Source organism: Ralstonia sp. OTU4908 (assembly GCF_038440115.1).
Classification (GTDB): domain Bacteria; phylum Pseudomonadota; class Gammaproteobacteria; order Burkholderiales; family Burkholderiaceae; genus Ralstonia; species Ralstonia pickettii.
Window position 1 is genome coordinate 1 of the sequence record NZ_JASATD010000003.1, and the last position, 20780, is coordinate 20780.

The 20780-nt window shown below is 63.9% G+C and carries 16 protein-coding genes and 1 pseudogene; 10 read left to right on the forward strand and 7 right to left on the reverse strand.

All coding sequences use genetic code 11. The features are described from left to right. From AAHM38_RS03555 to AAHM38_RS03575, 5 genes and pseudogenes are all read left to right on the forward strand, one after another. A pseudogene (locus tag AAHM38_RS03555) lies at nucleotides 1-369 on the forward strand (collagen-like triple helix repeat-containing protein); the annotation flags it as partial. A gap of 269 nt (nucleotides 370-638) precedes the next feature. Continuing rightward, entirely contained in the window at nucleotides 639-2312 is a 1674-nt protein-coding gene (locus AAHM38_RS03560; RefSeq protein WP_116575188.1) for a ShlB/FhaC/HecB family hemolysin secretion/activation protein, read from the forward strand. Between the two features lie 131 nt (nucleotides 2313-2443). After that, nucleotides 2444-3697 (forward strand): helix-turn-helix transcriptional regulator, encoded by a 1254-nt coding sequence (locus tag AAHM38_RS03565; RefSeq protein ID WP_116575189.1) that lies wholly within the window; start codon nucleotides 2444-2446, stop codon nucleotides 3695-3697. Nucleotides 3698-4001: 304 nt separating this feature from the next. Then, complete coding sequence (locus AAHM38_RS03570; RefSeq protein WP_116575190.1) at nucleotides 4002-6089, forward strand: putative bifunctional diguanylate cyclase/phosphodiesterase; 2088 nt, start codon at nucleotides 4002-4004, stop codon at nucleotides 6087-6089. Between the two features lie 399 nt (nucleotides 6090-6488). Next, nucleotides 6489-6797, forward strand: a complete 309-nt coding sequence (locus AAHM38_RS03575; protein ID WP_004627393.1) for an H-NS histone family protein — start codon at nucleotides 6489-6491, stop codon at nucleotides 6795-6797. A gap of 119 nt (nucleotides 6798-6916) precedes the next feature. On the opposite strand, the gene AAHM38_RS03580 is transcribed toward AAHM38_RS03575, so the two are convergent. The 4 genes from AAHM38_RS03580 to AAHM38_RS03595 form a co-directional block, all read right to left on the reverse strand. After that, complete coding sequence (locus AAHM38_RS03580) at nucleotides 6917-8458, reverse strand: methyl-accepting chemotaxis protein (protein WP_103519095.1); 1542 nt, start codon at nucleotides 8456-8458, stop codon at nucleotides 6917-6919. 180 nt (nucleotides 8459-8638) lie between these two features. After that, nucleotides 8639-10066: a PAS domain-containing protein gene (locus AAHM38_RS03585; protein WP_103519096.1), complete on the reverse strand. Its 1428-nt coding sequence runs from the start codon at nucleotides 10064-10066 to the stop codon at nucleotides 8639-8641. Between the two features lie 38 nt (nucleotides 10067-10104). Next, complete coding sequence (galE, locus tag AAHM38_RS03590) at nucleotides 10105-11130, reverse strand: UDP-glucose 4-epimerase GalE (protein WP_103519097.1); 1026 nt, start codon at nucleotides 11128-11130, stop codon at nucleotides 10105-10107. A gap of 167 nt (nucleotides 11131-11297) precedes the next feature. Beyond that, entirely contained in the window at nucleotides 11298-12278 is a 981-nt protein-coding gene (locus AAHM38_RS03595) for a tyrosine-type recombinase/integrase (RefSeq protein WP_103519478.1), read from the reverse strand. Nucleotides 12279-12365: 87 nt separating this feature from the next. Here AAHM38_RS03595 and AAHM38_RS03600 point away from each other — a divergent pair, with 87 nt between their 5' ends. The 4 genes from AAHM38_RS03600 to otsA all read left to right on the forward strand — a co-directional run bounded on the left by AAHM38_RS03600 (nucleotide 12366) and on the right by otsA (nucleotide 17121). Then, a complete protein-coding gene (locus AAHM38_RS03600; RefSeq protein WP_009240630.1) occupies nucleotides 12366-12572 on the forward strand; it encodes a hypothetical protein in 207 nt (68 codons plus the stop codon). Nucleotides 12573-12680: 108 nt separating this feature from the next. After that, nucleotides 12681-14732, forward strand: a complete 2052-nt coding sequence (locus tag AAHM38_RS03605) for an NADPH-dependent 2,4-dienoyl-CoA reductase (protein ID WP_103519098.1) — start codon at nucleotides 12681-12683, stop codon at nucleotides 14730-14732. A gap of 161 nt (nucleotides 14733-14893) precedes the next feature. Next, nucleotides 14894-15694, forward strand: a complete 801-nt coding sequence (gene otsB / locus AAHM38_RS03610) for a trehalose-phosphatase (protein ID WP_116575191.1) — start codon at nucleotides 14894-14896, stop codon at nucleotides 15692-15694. Further along, entirely contained in the window at nucleotides 15691-17121 is a 1431-nt protein-coding gene (gene otsA, locus AAHM38_RS03615; protein ID WP_009240627.1) for an alpha,alpha-trehalose-phosphate synthase (UDP-forming), read from the forward strand. The genes otsB and otsA overlap by 4 nt, the downstream gene beginning before the upstream one ends. On the opposite strand, the gene AAHM38_RS03620 is transcribed toward otsA, so the two are convergent. The 3 genes from AAHM38_RS03620 to AAHM38_RS03630 form a co-directional block, all read right to left on the reverse strand. Then, on the reverse strand, nucleotides 17122-17898 hold the full coding sequence (locus tag AAHM38_RS03620; RefSeq protein WP_103519099.1) for a Mut7-C RNAse domain-containing protein: 777 nt from the start codon (nucleotides 17896-17898) through the stop codon (nucleotides 17122-17124). It abuts the gene before it with no gap. A gap of 148 nt (nucleotides 17899-18046) precedes the next feature. Continuing rightward, complete coding sequence (locus AAHM38_RS03625; RefSeq protein ID WP_116575326.1) at nucleotides 18047-18304, reverse strand: hypothetical protein; 258 nt, start codon at nucleotides 18302-18304, stop codon at nucleotides 18047-18049. A 97-nt stretch (nucleotides 18305-18401) separates the two neighbouring features. Then, nucleotides 18402-19346 (reverse strand): LysR substrate-binding domain-containing protein, encoded by a 945-nt coding sequence (locus AAHM38_RS03630; RefSeq protein ID WP_065854630.1) that lies wholly within the window; start codon nucleotides 19344-19346, stop codon nucleotides 18402-18404. A 340-nt stretch (nucleotides 19347-19686) separates the two neighbouring features. Between AAHM38_RS03630 and AAHM38_RS03635 the strand changes: the two genes are divergently transcribed. Continuing rightward, the gene (locus AAHM38_RS03635) at nucleotides 19687-20778 is read left to right on the forward strand and encodes an alpha/beta hydrolase (RefSeq protein WP_116575192.1); all 1092 of its coding nucleotides are present in this window, start codon (nucleotides 19687-19689) and stop codon (nucleotides 20776-20778) included. Nucleotides 20779-20780 lie beyond the last annotated feature (2 nt).

Here is a 20780-nt window from a genome sequence, read left to right on the forward strand (position 1 = left end):
GGCACCGGCGGCGCCAGCCCGCTCGCTCCGATCACCGGTCTGCTGGGCGGTCTCGGTGGCGCCACGGGTGGCAGCAGCCCGCTCGCTCCGATTACTGGTGCACTCGGTGGGCTGGGCGGGGCTACGGGTGGTGGCAACCCGCTCGCTCCGATTACCGGCGCGCTGGGCAGCGTGGGCGGTGCAGCAGGTGGTGCCGGCAACCCGCTGGGGCCGGTCAGCACGATCACGGCGCCGGTTGGCAGCGTGGTCACCACGGTGGGTACGGGTCTGACGTCGGCAGGTGCGACAACACCGCTCTCGCCGGTGACTGGCGCAGTGGGCGGTCTGCTGGGCACGGTGGGCGGCGTGCTGGGCGGCGCGCACCACTGATCTACAGTCAACGCTTCGGCGGGCCGGTTATCACGCCAGCCCGCCGCTGTCGCGTTTCAAACGGACCAATGCCGTGCAATGCGGCATCGTCATTCGGTTCGCGGGGGCGCGGCCACGCACCATCGGTATCTACGTGGGCCGTTGCGCCGCGTGAACGCTCCCTCTATGTGTCTTGTTGTAAAGCACCATGTCTCGCGGTTATCGTTTGATGCAACGCGCGGCTGTACGGCATCGCGACACCACAAACGAATACCACGGAGGAGACAGGCGTGCGGACCACCACCATGCGGTTGGCCCTGGCCACAGGCGTAGCACTGACCGGCCCGGCACTGAGCTGGGCACAGAGCAGCCCAACGCAAGGCAACCCGATCGACACGCTTCCCAAGGTCGATACTTCCCGTCCGCCCCAGCAGAAAATCCAGGTCGAGGTTCAGCGACCGAATCCGGCATTGGAGAATCTGCTCGCCACGCATCTCACGCCGACCAAGTTCCAGATCGAAGGCGTCAAGACACTGCCGTTTCCAGAGGTCGCGGCGTATTTCGCGCCGCTGGCCGGACACGACATCACCGTCGCGCAACTCTTGCAGGCTGCGAACGAGGTCACCAAGCTGTATGCCGACCGCGGTTTCCCGCTGTCGTTTGCCTTTGTGCCCGCACAAACGTTTGAAGGCGGTGTCGTGCGCGTCACCGTAGTCGAGGGCTATGTGGCGCGCATGCGGATCGAAGGGACACCTGGGCCGCTGGAAGGCCGCCTGCGCGAAATCTCTCGGCGCCTGATGGATGAAAAGCCCCTGCGCCGCGAGACATTCGAGCGCGTGACGGGCGTGCTGGCCCTGCAACCCGGCGTGCAGATCACCGCGACCGTGCAGCCGCCCACCACCACCGATGGTGCGAGCGAACTCGTGTTGAACGTGAAGCGCCAGCCGTACACGATCGGGACGGGCATCGAATACCGTTCGCCGGGTGTGCGGGCCATCATCACGGGCACGCTCAACAGCGTGACGCCGCTGGGCGAGCAGATCACGGTGTCGACCCTGCAGCCGCGCGGGCCGGACCATGAAACGTTCTACTCCGCCACGTGGGCGCAGCCGATTGGCACCGATGGGCTATTGGCCAAGCTCACGTGGTCGCACTATCGCGGCATGCCCGAGAATCTGCCGCTGGAGCAACTGGGCTATCAATCGCGCTACCTGACCGACACGCAGCGGCTCGGTTTGTCATTGAGCTATCCGGTACTGCTGTCGAACACCCGCAACCTCACGCTGACGGGCACCTTCTACGGCAACGACGACAAGCAGCGCTATACGCCGCAAAACCCGGGCTTTGCGCAGACCGAACTGGATGCGAAGGTGCGCGTGGCGGGCGCCGAAGCGCTGTACACCGAAGTGAAGCCCGGCGAGACGCGCCGTGCGTCGCTTGGCGTGTACCAAGGCGTGAATAGTCTTGGCGCAGGCAAATCGCCCAACAACAACGTTGACCTGGGCTTCCTGCGCACGCGCGTCACCGCCAGCGAAGCCCACGACTTGCCCCTGGGCTTTGGCGTGGTGGTGTCGGGGGCAGCGCAGTACAGCGGCGCGGTGCTTCCATCGTCGGAGCAGATCAGCTTTGGCGGACGCTTCTTCGGTCTCGCCTATCCGGCCGGTGAAGTGGCAGGTGATCGCGGCTGGGGCGCATCGGTGGAAATCAACCGCGCATTCCAGGTATCGATGGACTATCTGAAGACCGTGCAGCCCTACGTGCTGTACGACACCGCAAAGGTCTATTCGAACGCAGGCACGCTGGTGCATGACCAGCTCGGCTCGATTGCTCTGGGCGTGCGCTTCTCCGATCGGAAGTACTACACGCTGGACCTGGCCATCGCGCGCCCCGTGGGAGACAAGCCGATCAACTCAAGCTCCCGCAGCCTGCGGTTCAACGCAGCCTATACGTATCAGTTCAACTGACGCACGCCAGCATTGTGAACATGTGCACGAATTTTTTATATTTTTTATATTTTCAGCGCTGAAAGTCGCCCATACTCCCCTCTCAAGGGGGAGATACATCGCCGCCGGAATTTGGGAGCATCGAAAGCGGAATGTTCAGTTTTTCCAAAGAGTTGCCGATTACCACAGAAGTCGCGCAGAACAACAATAATCATGACAGCGACGGCGGCATCGCGCCGCAACATGCCGACAGCAAGGGATTGCACTCTGAGCTGTCGCAATACGCACCGGGGGCCATCATGCTGCAACGTCTATCGGATGACGCAGAATTCCATCGACTCGTCGATACCATCTACGAAGCGGTACTCGAGCCTGCGCAGATGCCGATCGCCCTGGCCCTGCTTTCTGTGTATGCCGGCGCCGAAAGCGCACACTATTTCGTCTGGGACAAGCACACCGACACGCCGCGCCAAGGCGTTTCGTCGGGCTGGTGCCAGCACTGCCCGCAGCCGGGCCACTGCAACAGCTTCTGTCACGATCCGCAACTGCTGAGCGCCGCGCCGCCCGAAGAGACGCCTGCGGCAGGCATGACACTGATCGATACGCCAGACATGCGCGTCACGATGCGGCTGCGGACCCGCGATGACGATGCATCCGAAGTCAGCACCATCGAACGCGAAACCCGCCTGCAGCGCGTGCTGCCGCACCTGCAGCGGGCTGCGCGCATGCAGCAGCGCAATCTTGAGCTGAACGAACTCGCCGCGCTCGGCATGGCCGGGCTGGATACGCTCGACTTCGGCGTGATGGTCATCGAGCGCACCATGCGCGTGAAATACGCCAACGCCTGGGCCCGCACGATGACGGCGGGAGACGACCGGTTGTCGCTTGATGGCGGCATGTTGCATTCAGCAGACCACACACACGACGCAGCACTGCGCAACCTCATCGAACATGCCGCCGGGTCGCTGGGCATGCAAGGCGCCGCCGGCTCGTGGATGTATCTGGCGCGTGATGGGCGTCCGGTGCCGTTCATTGCCACACCACTTGCGCCCTCCGATGCAATGCGCTCGACCTGGGCTTCGCCGCTGGCGCTGGTGCTGGTCGGCAACTCCGAGACGCGCTCCGTCATGGACGCCGGTGTTCTGGCGTCGCTCTTCGGGCTGACCAACAAGGAGTGCATCGTCGCTGCACGGCTGGCTGCGGGCGAAACGCTGCAGGAAATTGCCGAGCGCGAATTCCTTTCGCTGCACACGGTGCGCGTGCACATCCGTGACATCCTGCGCAAGACCGGCACGCATCGCCAGTCTGAGCTTGTGCGCCTGCTGCATCTGTTGCCCAGCGTCGATCTGGAACGTGCTGGCGCTGCCACTCCGGCTGCGCGCCGGCGGGGCCGTCTCAACGCCTGAGTCCGTGCGCGATTTTCCTCCCCCCTTCGCCTGACTTCCAACGCCCAATCACGAGCGGCGAGCCATCCGCGTATACCCGGCTCACGTTTCGGCGGTTTCTGCCGATCCCCCAAGACAGGCGTGGCGCCGTCATGCTTGCTTGATGCGAAGCGGTAACGGCGAATGATCCCGACGCATTCTGTGAATAACGCGCAACAAACGCGCCTTTTCGCGGCCTGAAACGACAGGCTTTTGCGCTATCCTCGCCGCAAAACACAGACTAGGCGCTGGTCGTAGATCGGGGGGCCGCGCCGGATGCGCTCGCATGCATAACGATTTCCATATTGCGCTGCTGCTGTTTGCGTGGGTCAGCACTGGGCTGACCACGTTTGCCGCACTGGACGCTGCGACACGTCTGCCGGGGGGCTCGACGATCGCAAAACGCCGCAACTGGCGCATCGCCTGTGCGGTCATTCTTGGCATTGGGCTGTGGTCGGGACTTTGGCTCGGCCAGCTCGGCCTGCATCGGCAGGTCGGTGCGGCCGTATCCGCGCCCATTGTGGCGACACTCATGACAGCGCTGGCGGCCTCGCTGGCAGCTTTCTCCATCGTGTTGCCGGAGACTTCGGCTTCCAATGGCGCACCGGCTCCGCAACGACGCAGCATTGCCATGGGCGCCGTGGCGCTTGGCATCGGCCTGTTGACGATGGAGCTGTATCTGACACGCCCCTGGGTGCATGACCAGGCATTGTCGCTGCGCCGCACCGTGCTTGGCTGGGGCGGCGGTACGCTGGTGCTTGGTGCAGGCGTGTGCTTGGCGATGTGCATGGCATTTCATATGCCGCCCGCGCAGCGCCGCGCCGCCGTGGGTCTGCGCGCACGTGCCGCAGCCGTGCTGGCGACAACTGCGGTGCTATCGCTCGTGCTGTGGCCGTGCGCCGCCGCTTGGCCGGCCGATGAATCAACGATGCATATCGTGCCCGTCATCATGCTCAGCGCCGGCGGCGTGTTGATCGCACTGGGCCTGCACGCGGTGCTGATGATGCTCGAGACCCGTGTCGACTCGGCGCAGGCGCACCTGGAAGCTTCGCTGGCGCGCGTGGCAAACCAGACGCCCCGGCCCCAACTCCACGACGCGCTGACCGGCCTGCCGAACCGCCTGCATCTGCGCGAAGCGCTGGAGGCGGCAATCCTGTCGTCCACGCGACGCGGGCGTCCGTTTGCCCTCTTCTATCTGGATCTCGACAATTTCGGGCAGATCAACGACCAATACGGCCGCAACGCCGGTGACCGTGTGCTGCAGATCATTGCCGAGCGCCTGCGCCAGGCGATTCGCGGCGAAGACACCGTGGCACGCCTTGGCGGCGACGAATTCGGCATCCTCGTTGAAGGTCTGGCGCTGCCCGAGGCTGCCGCCACCATTGGCGACAAGCTGCTGTTTCGCCTGCGTGAATCGGTGGAAGTGGAAGGCCGGCGCCTGCGCGCGACCGCCAGCATTGGCGTAGTCGTTCATCCTCACAACGGCGCGACGGCAGACACGCTGCTTGAACATGCCGACACGGCCATGTTCGATTGCAAGCAATCCACCGGCAACGCCTACCGCTTCTTCGAGCCGCGCCTGAACACCACGGCACACCGCGTGCTGCAGATCCAACGTGCGCTCTCGCATGCGGCCCTCAACGGGCAGCTGTCGGTGTATTACCAGCCAAAGTACGACGCGCGCACGCAGGCCATGGCGGGCGCTGAAGCACTTCTGCGCTGGAACCACCCGGAGCTTGGCCCGGTGTCGCCAGCGGAGTTCATCCCATTGGCCGAACGCACCGGCACCATCGTCGAACTGGGCGACTGGGTGGTCGAAGAAGTCTGTCGCCAGATCATGCACTGGGATGCCATCGGCATGGCGCCGCAGCGCATTGCCGTCAACCTCTCGCCACGGCAATTCCAGCAACCTGATCTCGTGCAGCGTCTGTCGCAGATCCTGCATCGCTATCAGGTTGCCGCACATCGATTGATGTTCGAGATCACCGAGACCGCGGCCATGCGCGATGCCAGCCAAAGCATCGCGGTCATCCGTCAGATCCAGTCGCTCGGCTTCGAGGTGGCCATTGACGATTTCGGGACCGGTTATTCCAGCCTCAGTTATCTGCAGCGATTTCGCGCCCAGCAGATCAAGATCGATCGCGCATTCGTCTCCGCGCTCGATGACAATCCGCCCGAGGCAGCCGCCATCATTCGCGCCATTTGCGCGATGGCGCACTCGCTGGACATGACCGTGGTGGCGGAGGGCGTGGAAACCGAAGCGCAAATGCAGGCCCTGGTGAATCTGCAATGCGACCAGGTTCAGGGTTATCTGCTGGCGCGTCCGATGCCAGCCAAGGATTTTCAAGGGTTGCTCGGAGTCGAGTACGCCTGAACAGGCGGCACAGAAAATGCGCCATTTTGACGCATTCGGTATCACGCTTCAGCAACCTTTCATCTTCGCATTCGCCGATATTAGGCCAAGACCACCGGCAATTGCCGAAGCAATGAAGCAGTCACATAAGAAAAGAATTGAATAGGGATTGCGTAGTTGGTGCGTTGCCTCGATTGCAATATGGCCCAATGGTTTTGCAATGGTTCATATGTTTACGATTTCGACACATCGCGTAAACGCCCATCCCATGCAGGTTAGCGCAAAGTAAAGTGAGGCAGAAAATCCACGTCGTTGACATGAGGTCTTAACGAAATTCAATTCTCAATGGCAAAGTCGTTATAATGCGCTGGGCTACGGGGAGCGTGCCCGCGTTTCAATTGCAAAGTTGAGGAATCCATAATGCCGACTTACAAGGAAATCGTTCAGAAGATCTCTGAACTGCAGCGCCAAGCCGATGAACTTCGGGCAAATGAACAAGCGACGGTGATCGCTGAAATCAAGCACAAGATCGTGGAATACGGCCTGACCGCCGAAGACCTCGGTTTTGGCGCCAAGGGTGCCGTGGCCTCGAAGAAGGCTGGCCGTAAGGTGCCGGTGCGTTACCGCGACAACAACGGCAATACCTGGACGGGCCGTGGCAAGCGCCCGGGCTGGCTGGTAAAGGAGCTTTCGTCGGGCCGGAAGATGGAGGATTTTCTGGTCGCCTGAGCAGCGCTTCCAGCGCGGCATTCCGAGCCCGCACAAAGAGGCGCGCCGGAAACCACGAAGAGAAAGGCCGGCGAATTTGCCGGCCTTTTGCATGTCTGGCTGACCGTGGTCAGGCGCAGTTATACCTGGAAGCGCCCCACAGCCGTACGCAGCAATTGCGCCTGCTCTTCCAGCGACAGCGCAGCGGCCGCAGCCTGCTCCACGAGCGCAGCATTCTGCTGCGTGACTTCGTCCATCTGGTTCACGGCCTGGTTGACCTGCTCGATGCCGGAACTCTGCTCGTCGGACGCCGCCGAGATCTCGCCCATGATGTCCGTTACGCGCTTCACGGCAGTCACCACGTCCTGGATCACCACGCCAGCCTCTTCCACCAGCGCCGATCCGTTCTGCACCCGGCCCACCGAATCGCCGATCAGGTCCTTGATTTCCTTGGCAGCGCTCGCCGAGCGCTGCGCCAGGCTGCGCACTTCGCCCGCCACCACGGCAAAGCCTCGGCCCTGCTCGCCCGCGCGGGCGGCCTCCACGGCAGCGTTCAGCGCCAGGATGTTGGTCTGGAAAGCGATGCCCTCGATCACACCGATGATGTCGGCAATCTTCTTGCTGCTCTCGTTGATGCCGGACATGGTCTCGACCACGCGCCCGACCACCTCTCCGCCCTTGACCGCAATATCCGACGCGTTGACGGCCAGCGTGCTTGCCTGACGCGCGTTGTCGGCGTTCTGCTTCACGATGCTCGTCAGTTCCTCCATGCTCGATGCCGTTTCTTCCAGCGACGAGGCCTGCTGCTCCGTACGTTGCGACAGGTCGGCATTGCCGGCAGCGATCTGCTTGGTGGCGCTGGCAATGGAATCCGCCGAGCTCTTGATGTTGCCGATCGTGCTCGTCAGCTCACGCTGCATCTGCGCCATGGCGTAGAGCATGCTGTCGCGATCCCCCGAGCGGGTTTCAACCGGCACAGCCAGATCACCCGCGGCGATGCGGCCGGCAATGCGGGCAGCATAAGCGGGCTCGCCACCCAACTGGCGCTGCAGGCTGCGCGTAACGGCCACGACCACTACAGTCATCAGCAAGCCGACACCAAACAGCAGCCCCAGCGCCTTGATTAGCGACGCGTGGAATGCGGTCTCGATGTCGTCCATATACGTGCCCGTGACGAGGCACCAGTCCCAAGGCTGGTAATACAGCACGTAGCTCTTCTTCGGCTGCGGCGCTTCCGCGCCGGGCTTGGGCCATAGGTAATCGACAAAGCCGCCGCCGCTCTTGCCCACGCGAGAGATTTCCTCGAACAGATGATTCCCTGCCGGATCGGTAAAACCCGACATGTCCTTGCCGTTCATTTCGGCTTTGATCGGATGCATCACCATCACCGAGTTGGTCTGGTTGATGCTGAAGTAGCCATCCTTGCCGTAGCGGATCATCTTGATGCGCGCGAGGGCCTGGGCGCGCGCCTCGTCGGCGGCGAGCTTGCCGTCTTGCGCCATCTGTCCGTAGTCTTTGATGATGCTGAATACGGATTCACTGATGTTCTTCAAGTCGCGCTGGCGTTCTTCCAGGCGCAGGGTGCGGGTCTCCCAAGTGCTCCACAATGTGATCAACAACAGACAAAGCCAACTCAGGACAAGTGGCAGCCACAGCTTCTGACGAAGCGTGAGTCGATTCATCTTCCTTCCTCCAAGCGTTTTCTTTTTGTCCGCTAGGCACAGTTACCGATCGCGGCGCTCCCCTGGCGCGATTACACACGCTCTGCTTGAGCTATCGAACACATATGCGAAAAACTTGAGTAGGACATCTACCCAAGTGCCAAGTCACCGCGGAGGAAAGGGGACACAGAGAAAGACGCCTCAACGCAAGGCGTCGGGATTGATGCTGGGAAGCGCGCCGCCTGTGGACGTCGTAGTGGGCCCAGGCGGTGATGTCGATTCTGTCTGCGGTGCGACAGCTTCTGCGGCGGGATGGTCGGCAGGCGTCCACGATTCCCATAAGCCATGGCGACGCAGCGTTTCCGGTGCCTCGGCAACGATCGAAGCGGCTGAGCCGGCAACCACCGCCGAGGCTGCTTTTGCAGCCACCTCGATATGCGAGCCTGCCATGCGCACGGCATTGCCACCGGCGTCGCGCACTGCCACGCCGTGCGCAGCAATCTGGCGATAGCTGCCGTCCTTGTGCCGCATGCGGAATTCCGCCACGTAAGCCGGCGTAGTGCCGTCAACATGCGCCTGGATGCGATTGAGCACCATCGGCAGATCATCCGGGTACACCAGGCGGAGATACTCGCTCGTGCTTGGGCCGATCTCCTTGAGCGTGTAGCCCAGCATGGCGGCAAAGCGCGCGGAGAACTGCGCAGCGCGGGTGACCAGATCGAACTCCCACAGACCGACATCTGCGCCGTCGAGCAGCAGTTGATGGCGGGCAACGAGTTCGGCCTCGCGGCGGCGGTAGCTCTGCTCCAGGTCGTTGAGCGCCTGCACGGTTTCCTTGCGCAGACGGATTTCGCGTGTGGCAACGGCGGCCGCTGTGTCGCCTGTTGCACGATCCCGATAGCCCAGCAGCAAAGCAGCGAGCACTGTTGCAGCCGCACCCACCACGAGCAGCAACCGCAACCCTGCCGGCGCATTGCCGGGCATGTCGGAAAGCGTCGAAAACGAGCCTGCGAGCGACGCCGTGTACACCGCATCCGCCGTCAACGCAACGCCAAACAGCACGCTGACAAACAGACTCACGCCCGGGCGGCGTACCGCTACCCCGGTCGCCCCCGACCGCGCCGAGAGCGCAAATTGCAGCGCCGCCGCACACGCCATCGCCGACAGCACCATGACGATGCCGAGCAGCCCGGCGTCTTCCCAGGCGGTGGCGCTGAAGCTGGTCACGCCGGCCAGCAGCAACACCGCCACGGGGCCGCTTACGCTCAGCAACACGCCGAGCAACAGGGCGCGCATCAGGCCCGCACGGCCGCCCAGCACGCACCACAGCGCCGCCACAGCCAGGCTCCAGCAGAACGACGCGAGCGTCATCACAAGCACCGCGGGGCCTTCGTGCAGCGGCCAATGCACAAGCAGCGGCAGCAGCGGCACTGCCCACAGCCCGACCGCCGAGAACAACGCTGTCATCACCAGTGGCACGCGCGTGCGCGGGGCCGTCGCACTGCGCAAGTCATCAAGCAGACGCAGCAGCAGACTGCCCGCGCCGCAGGCCACGACAAACGGCAGCAACGCAGGCAACAACGCCTGCGCCAGCATATTGACCAGGTGGGCGATCAACGCCTTATCCACGAAGGGGCGTCTCCTGTGGGTTCGAGTAGTTCAATGCATCAACCACGGGTTTGAAAGCCGTCCGGATTCATGCTTTGCCAACGCCACGAATCCTCACACATGCGCTCGATGCCGTATTGCGCGCGCCACCCCAGCAGCGAGGCCGCAAGAGCCGGATCTGCATAGCACGCTGCAATATCGCCGGGGCGGCGATCCACGATCTGATACGGGACAGGCTTGCCGCTGGCGCGCTTGTAGGCCTCCACCACTTCCAGAACCGAATACCCGCGGCCCGTGCCGAGGTTGACGGTAAAGCCGCGGGCATCGCGGCGCAGCGTGTCGAGCGCCGACAGGTGCCCGCGCGCAAGGTCCACCACGTGGATGTAGTCGCGCACGCCGGTGCCGTCGGGCGTGGGCCAGTCGCCGCCGTAAATGGAAAGCTTCTCGCGCTTGCCCACCGCTACCTGTGCCACATACGGCATCAGATTGTTGGGGATGCCGCGTGGGTCTTCGCCGATCAGGCCGCTGTGATGCGCGCCTACCGGATTGAAATAACGCAGGTAAGCGATCTGCCACGCGGCATTGGAAATCTCCAGGTCGCGCAGCACCTGCTCGCCCATCACCTTGGTCTGGCCGTACGGGTTGGTGGCCGAGAGCGGAAACGATTCGGTGATCGGCACGGTATGCGGATTGCCATACACCGTTGCCGACGAGCTGAACACCAGCTGACGCACATTCGCATGCGCCATGGCCGCACACAGCGTCACCAGCCCGCCCATGTTGTTGTCGTAATAGGCCAGCGGCTTCTGCACCGATTCGCCAACCGACTTGAGCGCCGCAAAATGGATGACCGCAGAGATGCGCGAACTGGCAAAGAGGTCGTCGAGCAGGCGGCGGTCACGCACGTCGCCTTGCACGAACTTTGGCGTCTTGGCCGTGATCTGCTCGATGCGCGAGAGCACGGTCGAGCTGCTGTTGCAGAGGTTGTCGAGACCGATCACCTGGTAGCCCGCATCCAGAAGTTCAACCCAGGTGTGCGAGGCGATGTAGCCGGTAGCGCCGGTCAGCAGAATCGTTTCTGTCATGGGGTGCGAGGTATCGAGGAAGGAGAGAGCTAGCGTGCCGGTTTGAACCGGGCATCGTCGTTCTACGCTGCGCCGACCCGCTTCGCAGCGCGTAAAACAGCGCGATCATAGCAAAGCCTGCTCTCCGCTTGCGGGCGGTTTGCAGCCTGCGTTGTACAAAAATCGGCCTACGCCTGTCGGTCCGGATGAGCAGCGGCCTGCCACTCAGCATAGGCTGCACGCAGCCGCCATGCCGAAGTGGCATCGCGCAGGCCCAGGGCGTACCCCACCTCAGCAGGGTCCGCGCCTGCGTCGAACAGTGCGGCGGTGTAGCCGTTGCGCAGCGTCTGTGGCGACAGCCTTTCGCTGCGGTGCAGCAACGCGGGCAGCGCGGCGAGCCAAGCCTCAACGCGCCGGTAAATAGACGCCGCGTGCAATAGCCGTCCGCCGGCGTCGGCAACGAACACGCGCTCGCCCGGCACCTCTGCGTGGGCGCGCACCGCAAGCCACGCGGCCAGTGCAGGACGCGCGGCCTCAAGCACGGGCGCTTGGTACGACGGGCCGCGCGAGCGCTCGACGGTGATCGTCTCCAGCGACTCATCCACTTGGCGCAGCAGTAACGATTGCACCTGCGCGACCTTCAGCCCCGCGCCATGGCACACGGCGACAAGTGCGCGGTCGCGCGCCAGCTTGAACGCGCTGGCGTTGGCCGCAGCCTCGCCGGCCTGCGCACCCACCTCCAGTGACGACTCGATTGCCGCCCGTTCGGCCAGCGAAAGGAACGTGGTCGGATCGTTCTCGCCCTCCGCAAGCTTCTGCTGTACTGCGGAACTTGCAGGGTTGTGCGTGCCCGTGCGTTGTTGCTCGATCTGATGGAAGACGCGTTCGATCAGGCGCGCGTAGCGGTAGCGATGCAGCTTGGTCAGACCCGATTCATCAAGAAAGGCGGCGATGTCGCCCGCACTCCAATCGGCCAAGGCGCGTTGATGCGACTCGGCCCAGCGCAGCCATTTGCGCCACATCGCGCGATACACCGTCGCCGACGATTCGCGATAGCCGCGTGCCGCCAGCCAGTGCTCAAAGGCTTGGGCAGGTTGCTCGGCCCAGTCGTGCAGGCTGGGCTGGAACAGATCGGGAACGGGCGTGGCGGGCGGCGTGAATGCAGTCACTGCGGCAGCGGAAATGCAGAAAGACAAGGCGTGGGCGAACCGGGGGTGGGGCAATTCGCGTATCCTGCCGAGCGTAACACGCAGTTCATGTATCCCATTGCGGACCTCATCGTGAAGAAAACCGACCTCGAAAAACTCAAGGGCCTCAAGATCGCCAACAACCTCAAGCGCGACAGCCAGCGCACCGGCAAGCCCGGCCAGGGCACCGGCAAGGCGATTCCCCAGAACAAACTGCTGAAGGCGCTGCTCGGCAAGCCGGTCGAAGACGACACGAATAAGTCGGGAAAATCCTGACGCGCAGCCCACACATCTAGAACCCCGCCCTGTTGTTCCAACGGGCGCTTGGGTGCTACCGTCCGGCGCGTTTCCACCTCATCGCAGCGCCGCTGCCCTGCGCCGGACATGTCCTCCTCCACGCCCTCCTCGCCTTACCCCCACCTGCTCCAACCGCTCGACCTTGGCTTCACCACGCTCAAGAACCGCGTGTTGATGGGCTCGATGCACACTGGGCTGGAAGATGGCAACCACTTCGACCGGCTGGCCGCCTACTTTGCCGAGCGCGCACGCGGCGATGTCGGCCTGATGGTCACGGGCGGATTCGCACCGAATATTGCGGGTTGGACCAAGCCCTTTGCCGGGCGCCTCGCCACACATGGCGCTGCACGCCGCCACCGCACGGTCACCAACGCCGTGCATGAAGAAGGCGGCAAGATCGCCCTGCAGATCCTGCACACCGGCCGCTATGGCTATCACCCGTTCGCGGTCGCGCCCACGGCGCTGCGCTCACCCATCAGCCCGTTCACGCCGCGCGAGTTGTCCGCGCGCGGTATCGAGCGCCAGATTCGCGCCTTCGTGCATTGCGCCCAGTTGGCCCGCGAAGCCGGCTACGACGGCGTTGAGATCATGGGTTCGGAGGGCTACTTCATCAACCAGTTTCTCGTCACGCACACCAACAAGCGCACGGACGACTGGGGCGGCAGCTATGCCAACCGCATGCGCCTGCCCGTGGAAATCGTCCAGCGCACACGCGAGGCGGTCGGCAAGGATTTCATCATCATCTATCGCCTGTCGATGATCGACCTGATCCCGGACGGCAGCTCGTGGGAAGAAGTCGTGCAGCTCGCCAAGGCTGTGGAGCGCGCAGGCGCCACCATCATCAACACGGGTATCGGCTGGCACGAGGCACGCATCCCGACGATTGCGACCAGCGTGCCGCGCGCGGCGTTTGCGTGGGTGACGAAAAAGATGAAGGGCGAGGTCGGCATTCCGCTGGTGACGTCCAACCGCATCAACACGCCGGAGGTGGCCGAGAGCGTGCTGGCCGACGGCTGCGCCGACATGGTGTCGATGGCGCGGCCGCTGCTGGCCGATGCCGACTTCGTGCGCAAGGCTGCAACGAACCGCGCGCAGGACATCAATACTTGCATCGCCTGCAACCAGGCGTGTCTGGACCACGCTTTCAAGGCCAAGATTGCGAGCTGCCTCGTCAACCCGCGCGCATGCCACGAGACGGAACTCGTCCTTCGACCGACGCCCGCCAAGCGTCGCTTTGCAGTGGTGGGCGCCGGGCCTGCGGGCCTGTCGGCAGCCATCACACTGGCCGAGCGTGGGCACGCCGTGGACCTGTTCGATGCAGCACCGGAACTCGGCGGCCAGTTGAACATGGCGAAGACGATCCCGGGCAAGGAAGAGTTTCACGAGATGCTGCGTTACTTCACGCGCCGCGTCGAAGCAACGGGCGTGACGCTGCGCCTCGGTACACGCGTGGATGCGCCGCAGCTTCTTGCGGCCAAGTACGACGAGATCATCATCGCGACGGGCGTATCGCCGCGCAACCCGAAGATTCCGGGGCAGGACCATCCGAGCGTGCTGTCGTACATCGATGTGCTGCGCCATCGCAAGCCGGTGGGCAAGCGCGTCGCGATTGTCGGTGCAGGCGGCATCGGCTTTGACGTAGCGGAATTCCTCGCGCTTGATGGCCACTCGCCCACGCTCGATCTGCAGACGTGGCGCGCCGAATGGGGCGTGGGTGATCCGACCGAAGTGCGTGGCGGTGTGGATGGCATCCGCCCCGAACCGCAAACACCCGCGCGCGACATCGTCCTGCTGCAGCGGCGTGCCGGCAAACTCGGCGGCGGTCTCGGCAAGACCACGGGCTGGATTCATCGGACCAGCCTCAAGAATCTGGGCGTGCGCATGGTGGGTGGCGTGAACTACGAGCGCATCGGCGACGAAGGCCTGCTCGTGAGCTACGGCGAAAAACGCGAGGCCGCCGAATGGCTGCCGGTTGACTCCATCGTGCTGTGCGCCGGGCAAGAGCCATTGCGCGAACTCGTTGCGCCGCTGCAGGCGGGCGGCGCAAAGGTGCACGTCATCGGTGGTGCGGACGAGGCGCTCGAACTGGACGCCAAACGCGCGATCGACCAGGGAACGCGTCTGGCGGCATCGCTGTGACGCCTTGGGCACGTGGGATGTGAAGGTTTTGCATCACGTGCCCATTTTTACAATCTCGCCACCCTCTCCCGCCCGCCGCGAATGCCGAAATGACAACGGCGGGCGCGGTCGGCCCGGTTCTTGCGTGAACAGGCGCATCACGCACATTCACCAGAACCGGTTTGTCCAAGAACGTCTCTCCCCAGTCTTCTGCCAACGCGGCGCCCCTGCCCTCGCTCGACCTGGGCCGAACGGCCTTCCTGCTCGACTTTGACGGCACCCTCGTCGATATCGCGCCGCAACCCGAAGCGGTGCATGTTTCTGCGCCGCTGCGCGAAACACTGGCCGCGCTGCATGCCGCCAGCGGGGGCGCGTTGGCGATCATCAGCGGGCGCACGGTGCATGACGTGGAGTCGCGCCTGTCTCTGCCCGGCCTCGCCATCGCCGGTGTGCACGGCGCCGAACGCCGCTATGCAGACGGCGGCTTCGTCCGCCTGAACGCTGACGCAGATGCACTCGCGCAACTGGAGCGCGAGTTGCGCGCAGAACTCACGCAGTTGTCGACGCAGTTCTCCGGCGTGGTGCTGGAGAGCAAGGGCATTGCGTTTGCCCTGCACTACCGCCACGCACCTGAAGCCGAAAACGCCGTGCTGACGTTGGCCGACCGTCTCGCGCGCAGCTATGCCGACCACGTGCGCCTGCAGGCGGGAAAGATGGTCGTCGAACTCAAACCGCGTGGCGCCAGCAAGGGCGATGTGGTCCACACACTGATGACCGAGCCGCCTTTCATGGGCCGCACCGTGCTGTTTGCCGGCGACGACCTGACCGATGAAAGCGCGTTCGATGCCGTCAATGCGCTGGACGGCTGGTCGATCAAGGTCGGCGCAGGCCCGAGCCAGGCGCGTTGGCGCGTGCCAGATGCGGCGGCATTGCGGGCCTGGCTGGCAACGCTCACGGCCCCGTCCGAGCGAGGTGCCGCATGAGCCGACTCATTGTGGTTTCCAACCGCGTCGCGCCCGTTGCCGAAGGCCAGGGGACGGCGGGGGGCCTGGCCGTTGGCGTGTTCGACGCGCTGCGCGAAACCGGCGGCATCTGGTTTGGCTGGAGCGGCGAAACCGCGACCACCGTGTCGCACGAGCCGAACATCGTCACCAAGGGCAACATCACCTATGCCACCGTCGGCCTGAACCGCAAGGACTACGACCAGTACTACCGCGGTTTTGCCAACGCAACGCTGTGGCCGATCTTCCACTACCGCGTGGATCTGTCGCGCTACGAGCGCCAGGAATACCACGGCTACCGGCGCGTCAATGCGCAGTTTGCGCATCAGCTCAAGGCGCTGGTGCAGCCCGACGACATCCTCTGGGTACACGACTATCACCTGATCCCCTTTGCCGCGGAGTGCCGCGCGCTGGGGCTCACCAACCGCATCGGGTTCTTCCTGCACATTCCGTTTCCGTCGCCGGAAATCCTGACGACGATTCCGCCGCATGAAGACCTGATGCGCGCGCTGTGTGCGTACGATCTGGTCGGTTTCCAGACCGAGACCGATCGTGTCGCCTTCTACGACTACATCGAGCGCGAGGCGCGCGGCTACATCGAACAAAAGGAACAGAACGGCCCCGTGCACGCCTATGGCCACACGCTGCGCGCCGAGGTCTACCCGATCGGCGTGCATCCGGACGAGATCGCGCAGCAGGCGAAGGCGTCGTTGGCACGGCGCAATCCGTTCGCACGGCATGCGAGTGTGCGCGGCGAGAGGATTGCACCTCAGGGGCAAGGCCAAGGTCAGCAGCCCACGAAGCTCATCATGAGCGTGGACCGGCTGGATTATTCGAAGGGCTTGCCGGAACGCTTCCGCGCGTTCGAGCAGTTGCTGGATGATTTTCCGGACCACCGCAGGCATGTGACGTTCATCCAGATTGCGCCGACCTCGCGCCAGGACGTGCAGAGCTATCAGCAGATCCGGCAGCGACTGGAAGCCGAGTCAGGCCGCATCAACGGCAAGCATTCGGAGCTGGACTGGACACCCATCCGCTACATCAACAAGCAGTACGAACGGCGCGTGCTGATGGCGCTTTTCCGCAGCTCGCAGATCGGTTATGTCACGCCCCTGCGCGACGGCATGAACCTCGTCGCCAAGGAATACGTGGCCGCGCAAGACCCGGAAGACCCGGGGGTGCTCGTGCTGTCGCGCTTTGCCGGCGCGGCGCGCGAGCTGGATGCCGCACTGATCGTCAACCCGTATGACACGCGCGGCATGGCCGAGGCGCTGAACCGTGCGTTGACGATGCCGCTGGAAGAACGCAAGGCGCGCTACGCCCACATGATGGATAGGCTGCGTGCGGCCAATCTCACCATCTGGCGCGAACGCTTCGTCGCCGATTTGCGCAACGCGTCGCCCCAGTAGTCAGGCGCCTGCGCTGCCAGTGCGCGGCATGCGCTCGGCGGTTTCCGCTGAGTCAGCCGATGCGCCGGCCTCGGGCCACAGCATGTCGGCCAGCACGGCATTCATGCGCGCCCAGTGCGAACCGGGCCAATAGATACGCCGGCAGACATCGCAGGTGCTGAAGAGCCGCTGGCGCTCGCGCACGCGGGGCGGCACGCTGGCCGAAGCCTCTTCCTGGCTCAGCATTCGCAGCAGCACATTGCACTCGAGACAGCGCGAAAACGGCTTCGCCACATCAGCGAGCCGCAGGCGTGTGACGATTTCACGCATCTGTGCCTGCGGCTCGCGCGCACGGATGAACGCGCCACGCCGGATGCCGCGCCGCTTGAGAAGCTCACGGTCACGCGACAGCACGATCCAGTCTTCCTCATGGGCGAGCGCTTCGATGGCTGCGTCGGCGTAGTTGTTGTCGTAGGCGGTGTCGAAGCCGGCCATGCGCAGCAAGCGCGCCGTGGCGCCCAGGTGGGCGTCGCACAGAAAGTGCAGCGGCGCGGTGGGCAACAGGGGCTCCACCGCTGAAACGGCAACGTAGCCCCGGGCGGGCAACATGGCCTCCAGCGCCATGGGCCGGCCGTCCACCAGGACTTGCCCAACTTCCGTATGCGGCACGCCAAGTGCCTCGATAGCGTGCTTGAGCGTGGCGCCGTCTGCCCACGCGCGTGCAACGGGATGCCCGCGCAACGCCTGCGGAAGAAGCGGCGTTAGATTGGAATCGAACGTGAGGACGACGGTTTGCATGCCTGCCACGATACTCCCAACCCAACATGGGTGCCTTGGCACGGTCGCGCCGCAAGGGTTTTGCCGGGCGCCTGAATAATAAAAATGCGGCGTGACCGCTCAAGCCACGCCGCAAACAGGGAGGAAAAAAATTCAGTCGATGCGCGGTTTATGCGCGCGATGCAGCGCCGCCGTTCGGATAGCTCGCATCTCCGTTCCACGACAGGTAGCCATACGTGTCGGCCTGACGGTCAGCGCCTTGCGTGTACGGATCAAAGCGACCAGCCTGCGTTGCGGCCGGAGCGTCAAAGTTGGGCTGGATGGACGCCGTTGCGGGCTGCGACAGCAGCGCAGCGGAAGCCGACACGGTGGCCACCATGGCCAGGACAGCGCGACGGGAGAAGGCGGAGAAGAGGCGGGAGTTCATGATCTGATCCTTGTTCATTTGCGCTCGTTGTTGCGCTTGGAAGGCAGAATAGATCGTTGCTCCCGTCTGATAAATGCGACTTTGCGGAAATAACTGTTCAGGCGGCGCTAACAATCTGCAGCCGGGGGTTTTCCTTCAGCTGCAAGCACGGATGATCGGCAAACAGCGTCGCCACCCAGTCCACAAACACGCGCACCTTGGGCGACAGATGCCGGTTGTGCGGATACACCACCGATACCGGCACGGGTTCGGAAATATAGTCCGGCAGCACTTCCACCAGAGCGCCCGACATCAGATGCTCGTACACCAGGAAGCGCGAAGTCTGCAGCAGCCCGAGGCCATGCAGCCCGCACGCCACTGCCGATTCGGCATCGTTGACGGACACCATGCTTCGGACCTTGTGGATCTGCTTCTGCCCGTCGATCACGAAATCCCAATCCATGCGGCGGCCGTTGCGCGCCGAGAAGTAATTCACCGCAGTGTGGTCCTGCAGGTCCTCCAACGTTTTGGGCGTGCCGCAGCGGGCAAGGTATTCCGGTGACGCGCAATTGACCATCGACAATTGGCCGATGCGCCGCGCAACGAGGCTGGAGTCCTGCAATTCGCCGCCACGCACCGCGCAATCCACGCCTTCCTGCACGAGGTCGACGGTGCGGTCGCTCATGCCGATCTCCAACTGAAGATCGGGGTACGCCTCGTGAAAATCGCGAATGCGCGGCACGAGCAACCGTTTGCCAATCGACGCAGGCACGTCGATGCGCAAGGTGCCGCGCGCGCCCGACGAGCTTTGCGAGAACGCAGCCTCGGTCTCTTCAAGATCGCCGAGCAGACGCACGCAGCGCTCGTAATACGCAGCGCCATCGGCGGTGACATTCACGCGGCGCGTGGTCCGGTGCAACAGGCGCACGCCGAGATGCGCCTCAAGGCTTTGCACCAGGTTCGTCACCGTGGCGCGGGGTAACTGAAGGCTGTCGGCAGCCTTGGTGAAGCTGCTGGCTTCCACGACGCGCGTGAAAACCTGCATGGCCTGCAAGCGATCCATCTGCGGCTCCTTAGGGACGGACTCCACGGGGCGGGCGCACTGCCCGAATCAAAACGGGCAATGCGCCGGACTTGTGGAATCAAGGGGTCTGCTCATGCTCCAGAACACGTACGCGTTCTAAGCATCAGGCGCGATCAGGAAAGCTGCGACTACGGGTTTTCGCAGTGCAACAAGATCGGCCTTGAGCATGGACACTTTGTAGCACAACCGTAAATTCTGATTGTTCGGCTGCAACTAATAGTGATGTCTGATTATAGGCATTTATCCGCGTTCGTCTAATCACCATCATTCAGCCCATCGATATCCGGGTGATCCGCAAAGGTAAGCCCTGCCTGACATCATGGGTTCTTCTCCACCGCGCCTCGTTGTTTCGGATCGCTCGCCGCCCAGCGATGCGGCATCGGCCGCTGTTCGCCCAGCGCGACCGTACGCAACGCCCGCTCCCACAAATGTTGCACTGAATAACAATTTGCGCGACGCAGCATCGACGCTGCCTGAGCAAGCTTCTGCGTGCAAGGAAACGGCCGGCGTGGCGCCGTTGCCGCGCGAGGTCACGGCCGAAGACTATTGGACGCAGGGCTACGCGGGCCGGATCCGCCTGCGTGTGTTCCGCCCAGAAATGGACACCGACGATGCCGCCGCACCGCTGCGCCGCCCTGGCGTGCTGTACCTGCATGGCGGCGGTTTCGTGCGCGGCTCCATTGATGATGCCGATGCGCCGGGACGCTACCTGGCCGCCACATTGCCCGCCGTGGTGGTCACGGTCGGCTATTCGCTGGCGCCCGCCGCGCCCTTCCCCGCCGCACCGGAAGACGTGTACGCCGCACTGTGCTGCATGACCGACTATGCCGACGCATGGGGTATCGACCGCCGCCGCATCGCAGTGGCCGGGCACGACGCCGGCGGCAACCTGTCGGCCGCGCTGACGATGATTGCGCGCGACCGCGGCGGCCCGCACCTGCGTGCACAGGTCCTGATCGCGCCGATGCTCGATCCGACCATGGCACGCGTGCGCCCCGACCACCTGGCCAACGCTGACAACTCGGCTGAAGTCTGTGCCGATTGCTATCGCCAGTATCTGCCCCGCCCGACCGAGCGCGTGCACCCCTACGCCGCGCCGGTGGAATCGCGCCGCCTGCAGGGCCTGCCCCCCGCCCTGCTGCTCACTGCGCCGCAAGACCTGCTGCGCACCGAAGCAGAGCGCTATGCAGCGTGCCTGATTGAAGCGGGCGTCGTCACGCAGGTCGTGCGCGTGAACGAGGCCTGCCATGACTCGATCGCGATGAGCGCGGTCGCGCAAGACGAGATGACGTGCTTCCTGCGCTGGCACCTTGGCATGACGCGCCAGGCGGCCGCCCCGCGCAAACGCCGTCCCCGTGCGAATAAGAAGGACCGCACCACCATTGACCCGACCGGGGAGACGCCTGGCTGAAC

What these genes read in the sequence shown, in the direction of transcription:
- AAHM38_RS03565 (WP_116575189.1), top strand. Translation starts at nt 2,444, where the DNA reads ATGTTCAGTTTTTCCAAAGAGTTGCCGATTACCACAGAAGTCGCGCAG.
- AAHM38_RS03570 (WP_116575190.1), top strand. Translation starts at nt 4,002, where the DNA reads ATGCATAACGATTTCCATATTGCGCTGCTGCTGTTTGCGTGGGTCAGC.
- AAHM38_RS03575 (WP_004627393.1), top strand. Translation starts at nt 6,489, where the DNA reads ATGCCGACTTACAAGGAAATCGTTCAGAAGATCTCTGAACTGCAGCGC.
- AAHM38_RS03580 (WP_103519095.1), bottom strand. Translation starts at nt 8,458, where the DNA reads ATGAATCGACTCACGCTTCGTCAGAAGCTGTGGCTGCCACTTGTCCTG.
- galE (WP_103519097.1), bottom strand. Translation starts at nt 11,130, where the DNA reads ATGACAGAAACGATTCTGCTGACCGGCGCTACCGGCTACATCGCCTCG.
- AAHM38_RS03600 (WP_009240630.1), top strand. Translation starts at nt 12,366, where the DNA reads ATGTATCCCATTGCGGACCTCATCGTGAAGAAAACCGACCTCGAAAAA.
- AAHM38_RS03605 (WP_103519098.1), top strand. Translation starts at nt 12,681, where the DNA reads ATGTCCTCCTCCACGCCCTCCTCGCCTTACCCCCACCTGCTCCAACCG.
- otsA (WP_009240627.1), top strand. Translation starts at nt 15,691, where the DNA reads ATGAGCCGACTCATTGTGGTTTCCAACCGCGTCGCGCCCGTTGCCGAA.
- AAHM38_RS03620 (WP_103519099.1), bottom strand. Translation starts at nt 17,898, where the DNA reads ATGCAAACCGTCGTCCTCACGTTCGATTCCAATCTAACGCCGCTTCTT.
- AAHM38_RS03625 (WP_116575326.1), bottom strand. Translation starts at nt 18,304, where the DNA reads ATGAACTCCCGCCTCTTCTCCGCCTTCTCCCGTCGCGCTGTCCTGGCC.
- AAHM38_RS03630 (WP_065854630.1), bottom strand. Translation starts at nt 19,346, where the DNA reads ATGGATCGCTTGCAGGCCATGCAGGTTTTCACGCGCGTCGTGGAAGCC.
- AAHM38_RS03635 (WP_116575192.1), top strand. Translation starts at nt 19,687, where the DNA reads ATGGGTTCTTCTCCACCGCGCCTCGTTGTTTCGGATCGCTCGCCGCCC.